The organism is Frigoribacterium sp. NPDC087798 (assembly GCF_044742985.1).
Classification (GTDB): Bacteria; Actinomycetota; Actinomycetes; order Actinomycetales; family Microbacteriaceae; genus Frigoribacterium.
The window spans coordinates 981759-996604 of the sequence record NZ_JBIUVP010000001.1 but is presented as its reverse complement, the minus strand read 5'-3'; the positions used below and the strand labels follow the sequence as shown (position 1 = coordinate 996604).

Annotated in this window: 16 protein-coding genes and 1 tRNA gene; 9 read left to right on the top strand and 8 right to left on the bottom strand. The window is 71.4% G+C overall.

Annotated features, from left to right (window positions below; translation table 11 throughout):
• Positions 1-21 precede the first annotated feature (21 nt).
• The 5 genes from ACIOSR_RS04575 to ACIOSR_RS04555 form a co-directional block, all read right to left on the bottom strand.
• The gene (locus ACIOSR_RS04575; RefSeq protein WP_159826098.1) at positions 22-663 is read right to left on the bottom strand and encodes a response regulator transcription factor; all 642 of its coding nucleotides are present in this window, start codon (positions 661-663) and stop codon (positions 22-24) included.
• A gap of 65 nt (positions 664-728) precedes the next feature.
• Positions 729-1946: a sensor histidine kinase gene (locus tag ACIOSR_RS04570; RefSeq protein WP_402751940.1), complete on the bottom strand. Its 1218-nt coding sequence runs from the start codon at positions 1944-1946 to the stop codon at positions 729-731.
• Positions 1947-2030: 84 nt separating this feature from the next.
• Positions 2031-2840 carry an ABC transporter permease gene (locus ACIOSR_RS04565; RefSeq protein ID WP_402751939.1) on the bottom strand — a complete coding sequence of 270 codons (810 nt, stop codon included), beginning with the start codon at positions 2838-2840 and terminating at the stop codon, positions 2031-2033.
• Entirely contained in the window at positions 2837-3757 is a 921-nt protein-coding gene (locus ACIOSR_RS04560) for an ABC transporter ATP-binding protein (protein WP_402751938.1), read from the bottom strand. Before ACIOSR_RS04560 ends, ACIOSR_RS04565 begins: the two co-directional genes overlap by 4 nt.
• A 100-nt stretch (positions 3758-3857) precedes the next feature.
• On the bottom strand, positions 3858-5060 hold the full coding sequence (locus ACIOSR_RS04555; RefSeq protein WP_056046539.1) for a pyridoxal phosphate-dependent aminotransferase: 1203 nt from the start codon (positions 5058-5060) through the stop codon (positions 3858-3860).
• Between the two features lie 233 nt (positions 5061-5293).
• Here ACIOSR_RS04555 and ACIOSR_RS04550 point away from each other — a divergent pair.
• From ACIOSR_RS04550 to ACIOSR_RS04525, 6 genes are all read left to right on the top strand, one after another.
• A tRNA-Trp gene (locus tag ACIOSR_RS04550) sits at positions 5294-5366 on the top strand.
• Positions 5367-5450: 84 nt separating this feature from the next.
• Complete coding sequence (gene secE / locus ACIOSR_RS04545; protein WP_043592949.1) at positions 5451-5732, top strand: preprotein translocase subunit SecE; 282 nt, start codon at positions 5451-5453, stop codon at positions 5730-5732.
• 95 nt (positions 5733-5827) lie between these two features.
• Complete coding sequence (nusG, locus tag ACIOSR_RS04540) at positions 5828-6922, top strand: transcription termination/antitermination protein NusG (RefSeq protein WP_173151329.1); 1095 nt, start codon at positions 5828-5830, stop codon at positions 6920-6922.
• Between the two features lie 111 nt (positions 6923-7033).
• Positions 7034-7465 carry a 50S ribosomal protein L11 gene (gene rplK / locus ACIOSR_RS04535; protein WP_043592945.1) on the top strand — a complete coding sequence of 144 codons (432 nt, stop codon included), beginning with the start codon at positions 7034-7036 and terminating at the stop codon, positions 7463-7465.
• 100 nt (positions 7466-7565) lie between these two features.
• The gene (gene rplA / locus ACIOSR_RS04530; RefSeq protein WP_043592944.1) at positions 7566-8255 is read left to right on the top strand and encodes a 50S ribosomal protein L1; all 690 of its coding nucleotides are present in this window, start codon (positions 7566-7568) and stop codon (positions 8253-8255) included.
• A gap of 122 nt (positions 8256-8377) precedes the next feature.
• Positions 8378-8914, top strand: coding sequence for a GNAT family N-acetyltransferase (locus ACIOSR_RS04525; protein ID WP_056046534.1), 537 nt, complete (start codon positions 8378-8380; stop codon positions 8912-8914).
• A 42-nt stretch (positions 8915-8956) separates the two neighbouring features.
• Here the strand turns inward: ACIOSR_RS04525 and ACIOSR_RS04520 are convergent, their stop codons facing one another.
• The gene (locus ACIOSR_RS04520) at positions 8957-9943 is read right to left on the bottom strand and encodes an NADP-dependent oxidoreductase (RefSeq protein WP_369794389.1); all 987 of its coding nucleotides are present in this window, start codon (positions 9941-9943) and stop codon (positions 8957-8959) included.
• A gap of 129 nt (positions 9944-10072) precedes the next feature.
• Here ACIOSR_RS04520 and ACIOSR_RS04515 point away from each other — a divergent pair, with 129 nt between their 5' ends.
• A complete protein-coding gene (locus ACIOSR_RS04515; RefSeq protein WP_148053634.1) occupies positions 10073-10714 on the top strand; it encodes a Pr6Pr family membrane protein in 642 nt (213 codons plus the stop codon).
• Here ACIOSR_RS04515 and ACIOSR_RS04510 read toward each other — a convergent pair.
• A complete protein-coding gene (locus tag ACIOSR_RS04510; protein WP_249407988.1) occupies positions 10696-11430 on the bottom strand; it encodes a YqaJ viral recombinase family protein in 735 nt (244 codons plus the stop codon). The genes ACIOSR_RS04515 and ACIOSR_RS04510 overlap by 19 nt on opposite strands.
• 88 nt (positions 11431-11518) lie before the next feature.
• Positions 11519-12709 (bottom strand): ROK family protein, encoded by a 1191-nt coding sequence (locus ACIOSR_RS04505; RefSeq protein ID WP_402751937.1) that lies wholly within the window; start codon positions 12707-12709, stop codon positions 11519-11521.
• A 217-nt stretch (positions 12710-12926) separates the two neighbouring features.
• Between ACIOSR_RS04505 and ACIOSR_RS04500 the strand changes: the two genes are divergently transcribed.
• A complete protein-coding gene (locus ACIOSR_RS04500) occupies positions 12927-13670 on the top strand; it encodes a sugar phosphate isomerase/epimerase (protein ID WP_152970255.1) in 744 nt (247 codons plus the stop codon).
• Positions 13667-14815: a Gfo/Idh/MocA family protein gene (locus tag ACIOSR_RS04495; RefSeq protein WP_056046529.1), complete on the top strand. Its 1149-nt coding sequence runs from the start codon at positions 13667-13669 to the stop codon at positions 14813-14815. The genes ACIOSR_RS04500 and ACIOSR_RS04495 overlap by 4 nt, the downstream gene beginning before the upstream one ends.
• The last annotated feature ends 31 nt before the right edge of the window (positions 14816-14846 follow it).

The following is a 14846-nucleotide window of genomic DNA, read 5'->3' as shown; positions in this document are numbered from 1 at the left end:
GACGTCGCGGCGCAGAGGACCTCAGCGGCGCGGCAGGTGGCCGAGTTCGAGCGCCAGCGTGACGGCGCGCGTCCGGTCGTTGACGCCGAGTTTCTCGAAGACGTGCAGCAGGTGCGTCTTGACCGTCGCCTCGCCGACGAACAACCGGCGTCCGATCTCGCGGTTCGAGCAACCCTCCGCCACGAGGGCGAGCACGTCGGTTTCGCGAGGACTCAACGGGGTCGGGCGCGGCACGGGCTCGGCGCCGCTGCGTGCGCGGCCGACGAGACGGGCCGCCATCGCGGGGGCGAGGGCCACCTGTCCCGCGACCACGGCTCGGAGGCCCGCCACGAGCTCGTCCTCCGGGGAGGCCTTCAGGAGGTAGCCGCTCGCCCCCACCTCGATCGCCCGCAGGATGCTGTCGTCGGACTCGTAGGTGGTGAGCACGACGACCTTGGTCGTCGGGTGACGTGCCAGGACGGCCTCGGTCGCCTCGACACCGTCGAGGCCGGGCATGCGGAGGTCCATCACGATCAGGTCGGGCTCGAGCGAGTCCGCCAGGGCGACGGCCTCGGAGCCGTCGCTCGCCTGCCCCACCACGACGAAGTCGTCCGTCGTCGCGAGCAGGGCGGCGATGCCCTGCCGCACGATCGGATGGTCGTCGGCCACGAGGGTGCGGTGCACGGGCGATCCCGCCGACGAGGCTCCGGGCCCGGTCGACGTCGCACCCTCGTGCGCGGGCCCCGCGGTCACGGGGTCACCACCGAGGCGCGGGGGACCTGCGCGGTGACGACCGTCCCGTCACGGTCCGACGAGACGTCGAGGCGGCCACCCGACAGCTCGAGCCGCTCGCGGAGACCGTCGAGGCCGAACCCGGTCGATGCGACCGCCGTGTCGAACCCGGTGCCGTCGTCGGACACGACGAGCACGGCCGTCCCGCCCGTCGCCGTGAGCGTGACCCGCGCCGACGTCGACGCACTGTGCTTGCGGACGTTGGCCAGCGCCTCCTGGGTGCACCGCACCAGCACGACCTGCAGGTCGCGGGGCAGGTCGACCTCGACGGCGTCGACCGTGATCCCGATTCCGCTCTCCCGCTCGAAGCGCGCGCCGAGGCGATGGAGGGCGGCCGCCACGTCGGTGCCCGCCGGTCCGGTGGACGCGGTCGCCGCGACGAGGGTGCGCGCCTCGGTGAGGGCCTCGCGGGCGGCTGCCTCGATCACGTCGAGCCGTTCACGGGTCGTCGTCAGGTCGCCCGCCGCGAGGGCTCCGCGGGTCTGCTGCGCGAGCATGACGACTCCGGTGAGGCTCTGGGCGATCGTGTCGTGGATCTCCCGGGCCAGGCGCTCGCGTTCGGTGCTCGTGCCCGCGTCGCGGTGCCGCGCGGCCAGTTCGGCCTGGGCCTCGCGCAGCTCGTCGAGCAGCCGGCCGCGTTCGACCCCGACCCGGGCGATCGTGGTGATCCACATCCCCAGCGCGATGCTGAAGACGAGCGAGAGGCCTTCGCTGGTGGCGGCCGTCGCGAGGGCCTCGGCCGACCACCCCAGGCTGACGACGAACCCGATCGAGATGGCGACGCACAAGCAGACGTTGGCGACGATCGCGGACCGGGTGCCGGGGAGCAGCGTCCAGATCAGCGGCATGAGGAAGGCCTGCACGACCGCGAGTTCGGGGGTGGCGGCCACCGTGACGCCGCCCACCACCACGAGCGCGGCGACGGCCGTCACGGTCGGGAGCGACAGCAGCGCGTCGGCGCGACGCACCACGGGCCGCGCGAGGGCGAACCACGTGAGCACCAGCAGCCCGACGGCGACGAACGAGGCCGTGACCCGGCCGCTCGACGAGGTCGTGGCCAGGACGACCATCACCACGACCGTGATCGCGAGGCCGGCGTCCCACCAGCGCATCGAGATGGCGGTGCCCGACCGGGCGGAGGCCGCGGCCTCCGCCCGGTCGCCGGTGTCGTCCATGTCGATCACGCTAGTGGCAGCCGCGGGCCGTCGAGGCCGTCGTGGTCGTCGCCGATCGGGCGGAGGACGGTGGCCGTCCACGGGTCAGGTGTCCTTCCTGATCCACCGGAAGGTCAGCAGCGAGGCGACGGCGCCGGCGACGAGCCAGACCGTCAGCCAGAGTGCGACGCCGGGCAGGTCCCACGATCCGCCGGCCTCGGCGGCCGAGAACGTGTCGGGCAGGAACACGCTGCGCATGCCCTGCGCCAGCCACTTCAACGGGAACACCGAGGCCACCGACTGCAGCCAGTCGGGCAGCTGGGTGAACGGCAGGTAGACCCCCGAGATGAACTGCAGCACGAGCGTGATCGGGACGATCACGGCCGTGGCGCTCTTCCCGCTGCGGGGCACGCGCGAGAGGGCGATGCCGACCAGCGCCGACGTCGCGATGCCGAGCAGGTAGACCCAGGCGAGCGTCAGCCACGACCCGGCGTCGGTCGGCAAGGGCACGCCGAAGAGCACCCGGGCCACCAGCACGAGCAGCGCCACCTGCAGCAGGCTCGTGACGAGCACCTGGCCGAACTTGCCGACGAAGTACGACCCGACCGGCAGGGGCGTCCCCGAGAGTCGCTTGAGGGTGCCGTCGCCACGCTCGAGGGCGATGTCGACGGCGAGGTTCTGCACGCCCGAGAGCAGGATGCCGGCCGCGATCATGCCCGGCAGGTAGAACGCGGCGGCCCCCACCTCGGAACCGTCCGGCCGCGTGCCGAACGAGCCCGAGGCGCTGAAGGCCGTGGAGAAGATCGCGAGCATCACGACCGGGAACAGGAACGTGAAGAAGACGGTGTCGCCGGCCCGGAAGTACCCCCGCACCTCGTACCGGGTGCGGCTCAGGCCGAGCGAGAGCGTCCTCACGAGGTCACCCCGGACGAGGAGGCGCGCTGCGCGTCCCCGGCGTCGGTCGCGACCCGTTCTCCGTCCGCGACGTGCTCGGCGGTCGCGACCAACCCGAGGTACACGTCCTCCAGCGACGGCCGGATCACCTCGAGCGAGCGCGGTTCGCCTCCGCGGGCGTGCAGGTCGGCGACCAGGGCGCCCGGTGCGGAGGTGCGGACGTCGTGCCGTCCGTGCTCGTCGAGCCAGGTCACGCGAGGGGTGCGCGCCTCCTCGTCCCCGAGCTCGTCGGGTCGCCCCTGGGCGACGAGCCGGCCCTGCGCGATCACCGCGACGCGGTCGCTCAGCTGCGCCGCCTCGTCGAGGTAGTGCGTGGTGAGGACGATGCTCGTCCCGTCGTCCGACAGCGACCGGATCAACTGCCAGAACTGTCGGCGGGCCTCGGGGTCGAAGCCCGTGGTCGGTTCGTCGAGGAACAACAGCTCGGGGCCGCCGACCACACCGAGCGCGACGTCGACGCGTCGTCGCTGCCCCCCGGACAGCGACCGGATGCGCGCCCCGGCCTTCGCCTCGAGGCCGACCGCGGCGATCACCTCGTCGACGTCGCGCGGGTTCGGGTAGAAGCCGGCGAAGTGGGCGATCTGCTCGCGCACCGTGGCCGTCCCCTGTTCGCCGGAGGTCTGCAGGACGATGCCGAGGCGCGCCTTCCAGTCGAGACCGGCGTGCTGCGGGTCGGCGCCGAGCACCGACACGTCGCCGCCCGACCGGTCGCGGTAGCCCTCGAGGATCTCGATGGTGGTCGACTTGCCGGCACCGTTGGGGCCGAGCAGGCCGAGGGTCTCGCCCGCGGCCACCTCGAACGAGAGGCCGTGCAGAGCCGTGGCGGTGCCGTAGGTCTTGGTGAGGTCGTGCACTCGCACGACGGGTTCGGGGGTCATGGCTCCAGCGTGCGCCGTGGCGGCTCCGCGCACCAGGCCCGACCGGTCGAGGCCGGGTCCACCGATCGGTGGACCCGGCCTCGGGACGGGGGTCGCGGCCTCAGGCGAACAGGCGCTGGAGGCGGCGGACGCCCTCGAGCAACTCGTCGTCGCCGAGGGCGTAGGACAGCCGGAGGTACCCGCTGGGCCCGAAGGCCTCACCGGGCACGGTGGCGACGTCGGCCTGTTCGAGGATGAGGTCGGCGAGTTCGAGCGACGTGGTGGGCGTGACGCCTCCCCACTCCCGACCGAGCAGGCCCTGCACGTCGGGGTAGACGTAGAAGGCACCCTCGGGGGTGGGGGTGACGACGCCGTCGATCCGGTTGAGCTCGCGGACGATGGTGCTGCGTCGGGCGTCGAAGGCGACCCGCATGGCCTCGACCTCGTCCTGCGGTCCGGTGAGGGCCGCCAGGGCCGCCCGCTGCGACACGTTCGAGACGTTCGACGTGAGGTGCGACTGGAGGTTCGCGGCACCCTTGACCACGTCGGTCGGGCCGATCATCCAGCCGACCCGCCACCCGGTCATCGCGTAGGTCTTGGCCACGCCGTTGACCAGGATCGCCTGGTCGGCCAGCTCGGGCACGGCCTCGGTGATCGAGACGGCCGTCACCCCGTCGTAGGTGAGGTTCTGGTAGATCTCGTCGGTGATCACCCAGACGCCGGCCTCGAGGGCCCAGCGACCGATCGCCTCGACCTCGTCGGGTGAGTAGACCGCGCCCGTCGGGTTCGACGGCGAGCAGAACAGCAACACCTTCGTGCGCTCGGTGCGGGCGGCCTCGAGCTGGTCGACGGTGACCTTGTAGCCCTGGTCGGCACCGGCGAAGACCTCGACGGTGACTCCGCCGGCGAGGGCGATGGCCTCGGGGTAGGTCGTCCAGTAGGGCGACGGCAGGAGGGCTTCGTCGCCGTCGTCGAGCAGCGCCTGGAAGGCCTGGTAGACGGCCTGCTTGCCACCGTTCGTGACGATCACCTGCGACGTCGACACCGTGGTGCCGCTGTCGCGCAGGGTCTTCTCGACGATCGCCTCGCGCAGTTCGAGCAGGCCGGCCGCGGCCGAGTAGCGGTGGTTGCGCGGGTCGCGGGCGGCGACGACGGCCGCGTCGACGATGTGGTCGGGCGTGGGGAAGTTGGGCTCGCCCGGGCCGTAGCTGATGATCGGTCGGCCCTGTGCCAGCAGGGCCTTGGCCTTCGCGTCGACGGCCAGCGTGGCCGATTCGGCGATCGACGAGATACGGGACGAGAGACGGCGCGCGGTCGGGGTCACGCGGGTCAGCCTAGCGGGGGTGTGACCGGCCCGGACGGGTGCGCCCGCCGGCGGTCCGTCGGACCCCGCGGCGCCCGGCTTTGCACGCGCCCGCCGCTTCGCCTACACTTGACGAGGCGATCGAATGCGCCAAGCTTCAGCGCGCCTCTGCAGTCCGGTTCACCAACAGCCGACTGAGAGAGGCAGGGCCTCCGGGTCCGACCGAGAGGTCATCTGAAGGGCGTCGGTCCCATAGGGCGGTGGCTCAATTGGTAGAGCAGCGGTCTCCAAAACCGCAGGTTGCAGGTTCGAGTCCTGTCCGCCCTGCAGCCCGGCTGTGTTCTTCATGACACGGTGATCACACACAGATACGGACACAGGCCCACGGGCCGAGCTCGGAAGGTCGGAACAGTGGCGAGAAAAGACGTTGACGTCCCCAGTGAAGACGTCGTCGAGAAGGCGAAGAGCGACGGTGCGACGCGCCGCAGTCCCTTCGCCCGCATCGCGTTGTTCATCCGCCAGGTGATCGCCGAGCTCAAGAAGGTCGTCACGCCGACCCGCAAAGAGCTGCTCAGCTACACCGGCGTCGTCCTGGTCTTCGTGGTCATCATGATGGCCCTCGTCTCCCTGCTCGACCTGGTGTTCGGCACCGGCGTCGGCTACGTCTTCGGCAACGGCCCGACCGGCAGCTGACGCGTCACCCACCGGCCGACTCCCCGAGCACCACGTGAGCGGGTCCCGTGCCACCGAGCACGAGCACCCGACAACCCCGATCGAAAGAAGAACCCTTGCCTGACAACGAGCGCGACGACATCGACCTCGCCACCGCTGCCGAGCAGTCCTCCGAGGTCGAAGAGGCCCAAGAGGGCGGCACGCTGGCCGCCGACGAGGACGCCGTCGAGCCCGCCGAGTCCGAGGCCCTCTCGGTCGTCGACGAAGGCGACTCCGGTTCGACCGACACGAGCGACCTCGACGGCCTGCTCGACACGCTGGCCGAGGCACGCGACCCCGAGGCCGACGCGATCGTCGACGACGCCCTCGACATCGACGACGAGTTCGAGGCCGAGGCCGCCGTCGAGGCCACCGACGACGAGGCCGACTCCGAGGCCGAGCAGGCGGCCGACGAGGGCGACGCCCCCGCCGCGAACGCCGTCATCGCCGAGGCCGAGCAGTCCGTCCAGGACGCCGACGCCGAGATCGCGCACGACGACGTCGACGTCGACGTGTCCGCCACCGAGGTCGAGGACGACGAGCCCGCCGAGGTCGACCCCTACGAGGCCTTCCGTTACGAGCTGCGGGGCAAGCCCGGCAAGTGGTACGTCATCCACTCGTACGCCGGCTTCGAGCGCCGCGTGAAGCAGAACATCGAGAACCGCATGGTCTCGATGACCATGGAGGACTACATCTACCAGGTAGAGGTCCCCATGGAGGACGTGGTCGAGATCAAGAACGGGCAGCGCAAGCTCGTCACCCGCGTCCGCATCCCCGGCTACGTGCTCGTGCGTCTCGACCTCAACGAGGACAGCTGGTCCGTCGTCCGCCACACCCCCGGCGTCACGGGCTTCGTGGGCAACGCCCACAACCCGACGCCGCTGCGTTTCGAAGAGGCCTTCAACATGTTGAAGAGCCTCGTCCAGGTCGACACGACCCCGGCGCCCGCCAAGGGCGGCGCCAAGGGTGGCAAGCAGGCCCAGCGGGTCATCCCCGCCGAGGTCGACTTCGAGATCGGCGAGACGATCACGATCAAAGAGGGGTCGTTCGCCGGACTTCCCGGTACGATCAACGAGATCAAGCCCGAGAGCGGCAAGCTCACCGTGCTGGTCTCGCTGTTCGAGCGCGAGACGCCGGTCGAGCTCAGCTTCGACCAGGTCACGAAGCTCTAGCAGGCACCCACCCCCCCCAGGTCTACAGATCACCGGAGTCCGCGCCGCGGGCCACCGGGAGAGCAGGTCGCGACCGCGATCGGTTCGAACCCCACAAGAAGGAAAAGAACAATGGCACCGAAAAAGAAGGTCACGGGTCTGATCAAGCTTCAGATCAACGCCGGCGCCGCGAACCCCGCCCCGCCCATCGGCCCGGCCCTGGGTCAGCACGGCGTGAACATCATGGAGTTCTGCAAGGCGTACAACGCGGCGACCGAGTCGCAGCGCGGCAACGTCGTCCCCGTCGAGATCACGGTCTACGAAGACCGCTCGTTCACGTTCATCCTCAAGACCCCGCCCGCCGCCGAGCTCATCAAGAAGGCCGCCGGCGTCGCCAAGGGTTCGGGAACCCCGCACACCACCAAGGTCGGCAAGCTGACCATGGACCAGGTGCGCGAGATCGCGACGACCAAGCAGGCCGACCTGAACGCCAACGACATCGACGCCGCGGCGAAGATCATCGCCGGCACCGCCCGTTCCATGGGCATCACGGTCGACGCCTAAGCAGCACCCCTGCGTGCAGGCGACCCGCCTGCACGACCCTGACATCAGTGGGAGAGCCGGCCAGGCTCGCAACCACGTCCCCAGTACGAAGAGGTCCAACATGGCTCAGAAGTCCAAGGCGTACCGCGCCGCTGCCGAGAAGATCGAGGCAGGCAAGTTCTACAGCACCAGCGAGGCCGTGGCCGTCGCTCGCGAGACCGGCTCGAAGAAGTTCGACTCGACCGTCGAGGTCGCGCTCAAGCTCGGCGTCGACCCCCGCAAGGCCGACCAGATGGTGCGCGGCACCGTCATCCTGCCGCACGGCACGGGCAAGACCGCCCGCGTCATCGTGTTCGCGACGGGTGCCGCCGCCGAGGCGGCCATCGCCGCCGGTGCCGACGAGGTCGGTGGCGACGAGCTCATCGAGAAGGTCGCGGGCGGCTACACGTCGTTCGACTCGGCCGTCTCGACCCCCGAGCTCATGGGCAAGGTCGGTCGTCTCGGAAAGGTGCTCGGCCCCCGCGGCCTCATGCCCAACCCGAAGACCGGCACCGTGACCCCCAACGTCGCGCAGGCGGTCAACGACATCAAGGGCGGAAAGATCGAGTTCCGTGTCGACAAGCACAGCAACGTGCACTTCGTCATCGGCAAGGCCGGCTTCTCGGAAGAGCAGCTGAACACCAACCTCGACGCCGCCCTCGAAGAGGTCGTCCGCCTCAAGCCGTCCTCGTCCAAGGGCCGCTACATCACCAAGGGCACGCTGTCGACGACCTTCGGTCCCGGCATCCCCCTCGACATCAACGTCTTCTAGGTCCTCCGACCTCCCAGGCACTGCGTCGCCCGAAGGCCGTCCCACTCTCGAGTGGGGCGGCCTTCGTCGTCGGCTCCCGTCCGTGGTCGGGCGAGGAGGCGCGGGTGGGGCACCATGGGCAGATGACCGTCACCGTGCGCCCTGCCCTCCCGACCGACGCCCCCCTGCTCGCCGAGGTCGCCGCGGTGACCTTCCCGCTCGCCTGCCCGCCCGGGTCGGACCTCGCGGACATCGCCCGGGTCGTCACCACGGTGCTGTCCGAGGAGGCCTTCTCGCGCTACCTCGCCGACGACACCCGGACCGTCCTGCTGGCCGTCGACCCCACGGCCCGGGGGGCCCTCGGCTACAGCATGATGATCGCGGGAGATCCCGAGGACGCGGACGTCGCCGCAGCCGTCTCGTCCCGGCCGACCGTCGAGCTGAGCAAGTTCTACGTCATGCCGCAGGGGCACGGCACGGGGGCGGCCTCGACCCTGATGGCCGCGACCCTCGAGGCAGCCCGCGCGACCGGCGCCTCCTCGGTGTGGCTCGGGGTCAACCAGCAGAACGAACGGGCGCTTCGCTTCTACGCCAAGCACGGACTCGTGAAGGTCGGGACGAAGACCTTCGCCCTCGGCGACGACCTGCAGCAGGACTTCGTCCTCGAGCGTCGGATCTAGGCGGCGTCGCGTCGGGCCACGGCGGCCGGTCCGGAGGCCGGGTCAGGCGGCCTCGGTGTCGTCGGTGACGCGCAGCACGAGCTTGCCGCGGGTGTGCGACCGCTCGAGGCGGGCATGGGCGTCACGGGCGTCGACCAGGTCGTAGACCTCGTCGACGTAGACCCGGACGTCTCCCGAGTCGAGCAGTCGCGAGATGACCGCCAGCGTGGCGCCGTCGGGGGAGACGGCGAACCCGGTCGACCGGACGCCTGCCTGCGCGGCCTTCTCGGCGAAGGCGGCCCCCGAGGCGAGCGGTGCGTGGACGGCGAGCCCTCCGGGTCGGAGCAACCTCAGCGACCGGTCGGCCTCGACGTCGTCGTCGACCAGGTTGAGCACGACGTCGACCTGACGGACGCTGCGGTCGACGTCGGCCGCGCCGTAGTCGACGACCTCGGCGGCACCGAGCTCCCGCAGCCAGGCCGAGTTGGCCTGCGAGCCGGTCGCGACGACGTGTGCGCCGAAGTACGAGGCGAACTGCACCGCGAAGTGCCCCACCCCGCCCGCGCCGGCGTTGATGAGGAGGCGCTGGCCCTCGTGGGCCTTGGCGACGTCGACGACCATCCCCCAGGCCGTGAGCGCCGCGAGGGGCACCGCGGCGGCTTCGAGGTGCGACAGGGTGGTGGGCTTCCGGGCCACCGACAGCGACGGGACGCTGATGTACTCGGCGTAGCTGCCACCGGAGCGCGGGCACGGGGCCATGCCGTAGACGGCGTCGCCCGGACTCAGTGGATGCGCCGCGTAGGGCGTCTCGACGACGACGCCGCTGAAGTCGTGGCCCAGCACGGCCGGGAACGCCGGGATGGCGTCGCTGTCGCCGCGACCGGCCCGGGTCTCCAGGTCGAAGCGGTTGACGCCGGCGGCGACGACGCGCACGAGCACCTCGGCGTTGACCCGTCGCGGGTAGGGCACGTCGGCGGCGACGAGCTGTTCGGGCCCGCCGGTCCGCTCGATCACCATCGCCCGCATCGTCGTCTGCATCGTCGTGTCCATCGGCGGCCCCTGTCGGCTCGTGTGCGCCGTGGCTCCGGCGCGGTGGTCAGGTCAGTCAACGGGACGGATGAGTCACCCGTGTTTCGCGGGTGTCACCGAGAGGGAAACGATGATGGGTACGGTGTGGACATGAGAGCATCGGTCGCCGTCCTGCGCGTCGCGGCTGCGGTCGCGGTCCTCGTCGCCGTCGTGGCCCAGTGGGAGAACAGCCTGCGCGACCCGGGGTACCGGTTCGTGGACTTCTTCGGGTACTTCACCATCCAGAGCAACCTCATCGTGCTGCTGGCCCTGGCGATCGGGGCGTTCACGGTGCTGCGCCGGACGACGCCGCCCCGGTGGACGGTCGCGGTGCGGGCGGCGGCGACCACGTACATCGCGTTGACCGGGCTGGTCTTCAACCTGCTGCTGGCGGGCTTGCCCTCGAACGACCCGTACACCGTGGGGTGGGCGAGCGACGTGTTCCACCGGGTGATCCCGCTCTACGTCGTGCTCGACTGGGTGCTCTTCGCCGACCGCGACCGCCAGCCCTGGCGGCGGTTGTGGCAGTTCCTGGCCTTCCCGTTGATCTGGGTGGTCGTCGTCCTGGCTCGGGGCGCCGACTTCGTGCCGTACCCCTTCCTCGACGTGGCGACCCTCGGCGGGGGCGTCGTGGCGCTCTGGTGCGTGGGCATCGCCGTCGCGGTCGCCCTGATCGGGGCGCTCGTCGTGGCGGCGTCGCGCCTGCGCCTCGTCGACCCGGATCGGCGCGTGACTCAGCGCAACGGATCGTAGGGCGGGGGTTCGTAGGCCTCGTAGGCGTCGGGCGGTGGCGGCGCCGACGCCCGACCGCCCGGCGCGAACGGGTCGACCGGCGCCTGTCGTGCGAGGGTGTCGAGCACCTGGTCGGCGAGGGCCACGAGACGGTGGATCTCGTCCTCGTCCCGCTCGACCCAGCGGCACTGCGGGTCACCGTGCAGGGGCACGAAGTCGGTGTGCTGCTCCCACACCACGAGGGTGCGCTCGGCGCCGAGCACGTACTGCTGCCAGGCCACCTGACGCAGGTACGAGCGGGGGATCGACGACCAGGCCTTCTTCGTCGTCTTGATCTCGCACAGCTCGACGGTGCCGTCGGTGCGGACGGTCACGCCGTCCGGGGTGGCCAGGTGTCGGCGCTGACCCGCAGCGTGGAAGAGCTTCTGGCTGGACTCGATGCCGTGCCTCTGCAGCACCCACCGGGCGATCTCGGGCTCACGCGCCCGCCCGTGGTCGGTGTAGGCGTTGCCGCCGAAACCGTTGCCGTACAACTTGTCGAGCACGACGGCCTGCACGGCGCGCGGGCTCGAGAGTCGGGCGACGTCGGTGGCCGTGATGCCCTGGCTGCGAGCCCGCAGCCACGCGATGCGGTCCGACGAGTCGGCCAGCACGCGCGTCAGGTGCGCAGGAGGCGCGGCGGGGGTCGTCGGCTCGTCGTCGTCCCACAGGGCGAGCATGGGTTGGACGACGGTCATGGTGACCATTCTCCCTCGCCGGGGGCGCGAGGACGACACCCGCGCCTCCTCGTGTCGCGGCGGAGCGGCGAGCACCGGGAGCCCGCGGTCAGACGGCGGCGGCGAGCTCGTCGATCGCCGCGGGGGAGAGGGCGTGGTGGATCGCGAGCATGCTCGCGCCCATGAGTCCCGCCCGGTCGCCCGCCCGGGACGGCACGATGCTCAGGTGCTCGGTCGCGAGCGGCATCGACCGCTGGTAGACGACCTCGCGCACGCCGGCCAGCAGGTGCTCGCCGGCCTGCGCCATGGAGCCGCCGATCGCGATGACCGAGGGGTTGATCATGTTGACGCAGGCGGTCAGCACCTCGCCGAGGTCGCGACCCGCCTGGCGGACGGCCTGCACCGCGTCGACGTTGCCGGCCCGGACGAGCTCGACCACCTGGCGGCCACCCTCGCAGTCGTGGCCGAGGGCCTGCAGCGAGCGGGCGAGGGCCGGGCCGGAGGCGACGGCCTCGAGGCACCCGACGTTGCCGCAGTGGCAGACGACGCCGGCGCCGCGGGGGATCTGCACGTGGCCGATGTCGCCCGCGATGCCCTGGGCGCCGCGCTGCAGGCGACCGCCCGAGATGATGCCCGAGCCGATGCCGGTGGCGACCTTGACGAACAGGAAGTGGTCGGTGCCCGGCCAGGCGTGGCTGCGTTCGCCCAGGGCCATGATGTTGACGTCGTTGTCGACGAGGACGGGCACGTCGAGGTGGCGCCTCACCCAGCCCGGCACGTCGACACCGTCCCAGCCGGGCATGATCGGCGGGTTCACCGGTCGACCCGTGCTGAACTGCACGGGGCCCGGCAGGCCGATCCCGACCCCGATGAGGTCGTCCCGGGTGCGACCGAGCCGGTCGAGCAGGGCGTCCGCCCCGGTCACCATGCCGGCGAGGGTCGTCTCGGGACCGTCGGCGATGTCGATCAGGCGACGGTCGCTGTTCAGCTCGACGCCCATCAGGTCGGTCAGGGCGAGGTTGACGTGGCCCGCTCCGAAGTCCGCGGCCAGGACGACGCGCGCCGAGGGGATGAGCGCCACGCGAGAGGGAGGGCGGCCACCCGTCGAGACGGCGTCGGCGGAGGGGCCGACCAGACCGAGTTCGGCCAGGACGTCGAGGCGCAGGCCGATCGTCGACCGGGCGAGGCCCGTCATCGCGGCGAGTTCGGCCCGGGTGCGCGGCACGCCGTCGCGGAGCAGCTGGAAGATCTCGCTGGCTCCGGTGCTGCCGAGGGCAGACGACCTCGTCGTGTCGGACATGGCAGCAGTAAACCACAGCCCTCGGCGACGCCCGAGAGAACCCCGCCGAGAAAAGGTCGACTTTTGCTTGCGGGTCGACAGAAGCGGTCCTATGGTGAGTCTCGGTCGACGCCGACCGCCACTCTTCCGGGGGTGACCGGTCGACGGCTCGACCGCTGAGAGTCCCCGACGGTGCCCGTCGCCGTCGCACATCCACTCGGAAGAGGAGACACCCCTGGTGACCACCGCAAGCCCGATCTCGGTCCAGCTCTACACGGTCAGAGACGCCATCGCCGCCGACCTGCCCGGCACCCTGAAGCGCATCGCCGACCTCGGCTACACCCAGGTCGAGCCGTACGCCTTCGTCGACCGCGTCGACGAGTACGCCGAGGCCCTGCCCGCCGCCGGACTCACCGCGCCCAGCGCGCACGTCGGCCTGATCGGCAAGGACCTCGAGCCGATCTTCGCCGCCGCCACCCGTCTCGGCGTCGGCACGATCATCGACCCGCACATCGACGAGACCCGCTGGGTCACCCGTGAGGACGTCGAGGCGATCGCGAAGGAGCTGGGCGAGATCGCCGACGCGGCCGCCGCCCACGACCTCACCATCGGCTACCACAACCACGCCTTCGAGCTGGAGAACCTGATCGACGGCACCCCCGCCCTCGAGGTGTTCGCCGCGGCCCTGCCCGCGAACGTCGTGCTCGAGATCGACACCTACTGGGTCGAGGTCGGCGGCGTCGACGCCGCCGAGCTGCTCGCCCGCCTCGGCGACAAGGTGCAGTTCCTCCACGTGAAGGACGGCCCGAAGAACAAGAACGACGTCGAGCAGGTCGCCGTCGGGCGCGGGTCGATGCCCGTCCGCGACATCCTGCAGGCGGCCCGTCAGGCCACCCCCGTCGTCGAACTCGACGACCACGCCGGTGACGTGTTCACCGCGCTCGCCGACAGCCTCGAGTTCCTGCAGGGGGTCCGCGCATGACCGACGTGACGACGGCCTCGCGGCCCGCCGTCGCCTCCGACGGCAAGACCGGCCCGGTGGGCGTCGGGGTCATCGGCGCCGGCGTGATCAGCGACCAGTACCTCGGCAACCTCACGCAGTTCCCCGACCTCGAGGTGCTCTTCATCGCCGACATCGACCAGGCCCGCGCGGCGGCCCAGGCCGAGAAGTGGGGCGTCCCCGCCAGCGGCACGGTCGACGAGTTGCTCGCCCTCGACGACGTCGAGATCGTGGTCAACCTGACGATCCCGGCGGCCCACGTCGACGTGGCGCTGCAGGCCGTCGCCGCGGGCAAGCACGTCTGGGGAGAGAAGCCCTACGCCCTCGACCGCGAGAGCGGTGCCCGGCTGCTGGCCGCCGCGAAGGAGGCGGGCGTCCGCGTGGCCGTCGCCCCGGACACGTTCCTCGGCGCCGGTCTGCAGACCGGACTGCGGGTCGTGAAGCGCGGCGACATCGGCACGCCCCTGACCGGCCTCGCGCTCTTCCAGGTGCCCGGCCCCGAGTCGTGGCACCCCAGCCCCGAGTTCCTCTTCGCCTACGGCGCGGGACCGATGTTCGACGTCGGCCCGTACTACCTGACCACGCTCGTGCAGGTCTTCGGACCCGTCGCGAAGGTCACGGCCACGGCGTCGAAGGCCCGGGACAGCCGGGTCATCGGCTCGGGGCCGAAGGCCGGAACGGTCTTCCCCGTCGAGGTGCCGACGCACGTGAGCGCCCTGCTGCAGTTCGAGAGCGGCGCCAGCGCGCAGGCCGTCTTCAGCTTCGACTCGAAGCTGGCCCGCGCCGGCTTCGTCGAGATCGCCGGGACCGAGGGCACGGCCGTGTTCCCCGACCCGAACGAGTTCGAGGGCGACACGACGGTCCACACGGGCACCGACGAGCCGGCGGTCGTCGCGGCCACGGGTTCGACCTTCACCCGCGGCACCGGCGTCGCCGAGCTCGCCCAGGCCATCCGCGAGGGTCGCCGTGAGCGCGTGCCCGGCGAACTCGCCTTCCACGTCCTCGACGTCATGGTCTCGCTGGCCGAGTCCGCCGAACGCGACGAGAGCGTCCGCGTCGACTCGACCCTCGAGCCGACGCCCGAGCTGCCCGAGAGCTGGGACCCCTCCGTCCCGACCCTCGGCTGATCCGGTGCGGTGCCGGCGCCTCCTCGACGCC

Coding starts and splice junctions, on each gene's coding strand:
- ACIOSR_RS04520 (WP_369794389.1), bottom strand. CDS start 9,943: ATGGACACGACGATGCAGACGACGATGCGGGCGATGGTGATCGAGCGG.
- ACIOSR_RS04515 (WP_148053634.1), top strand. CDS start 10,073: ATGAGAGCATCGGTCGCCGTCCTGCGCGTCGCGGCTGCGGTCGCGGTC.
- ACIOSR_RS04525 (WP_056046534.1), top strand. CDS start 8,378: ATGACCGTCACCGTGCGCCCTGCCCTCCCGACCGACGCCCCCCTGCTC.
- ACIOSR_RS04495 (WP_056046529.1), top strand. CDS start 13,667: ATGACCGACGTGACGACGGCCTCGCGGCCCGCCGTCGCCTCCGACGGC.
- ACIOSR_RS04510 (WP_249407988.1), bottom strand. CDS start 11,430: ATGACCGTCGTCCAACCCATGCTCGCCCTGTGGGACGACGACGAGCCG.
- rplK (WP_043592945.1), top strand. CDS start 7,034: ATGGCACCGAAAAAGAAGGTCACGGGTCTGATCAAGCTTCAGATCAAC.
- ACIOSR_RS04560 (WP_402751938.1), bottom strand. CDS start 3,757: ATGACCCCCGAACCCGTCGTGCGAGTGCACGACCTCACCAAGACCTAC.
- ACIOSR_RS04505 (WP_402751937.1), bottom strand. CDS start 12,709: ATGTCCGACACGACGAGGTCGTCTGCCCTCGGCAGCACCGGAGCCAGC.
- rplA (WP_043592944.1), top strand. CDS start 7,566: ATGGCTCAGAAGTCCAAGGCGTACCGCGCCGCTGCCGAGAAGATCGAG.
- ACIOSR_RS04570 (WP_402751940.1), bottom strand. CDS start 1,946: ATGGACGACACCGGCGACCGGGCGGAGGCCGCGGCCTCCGCCCGGTCG.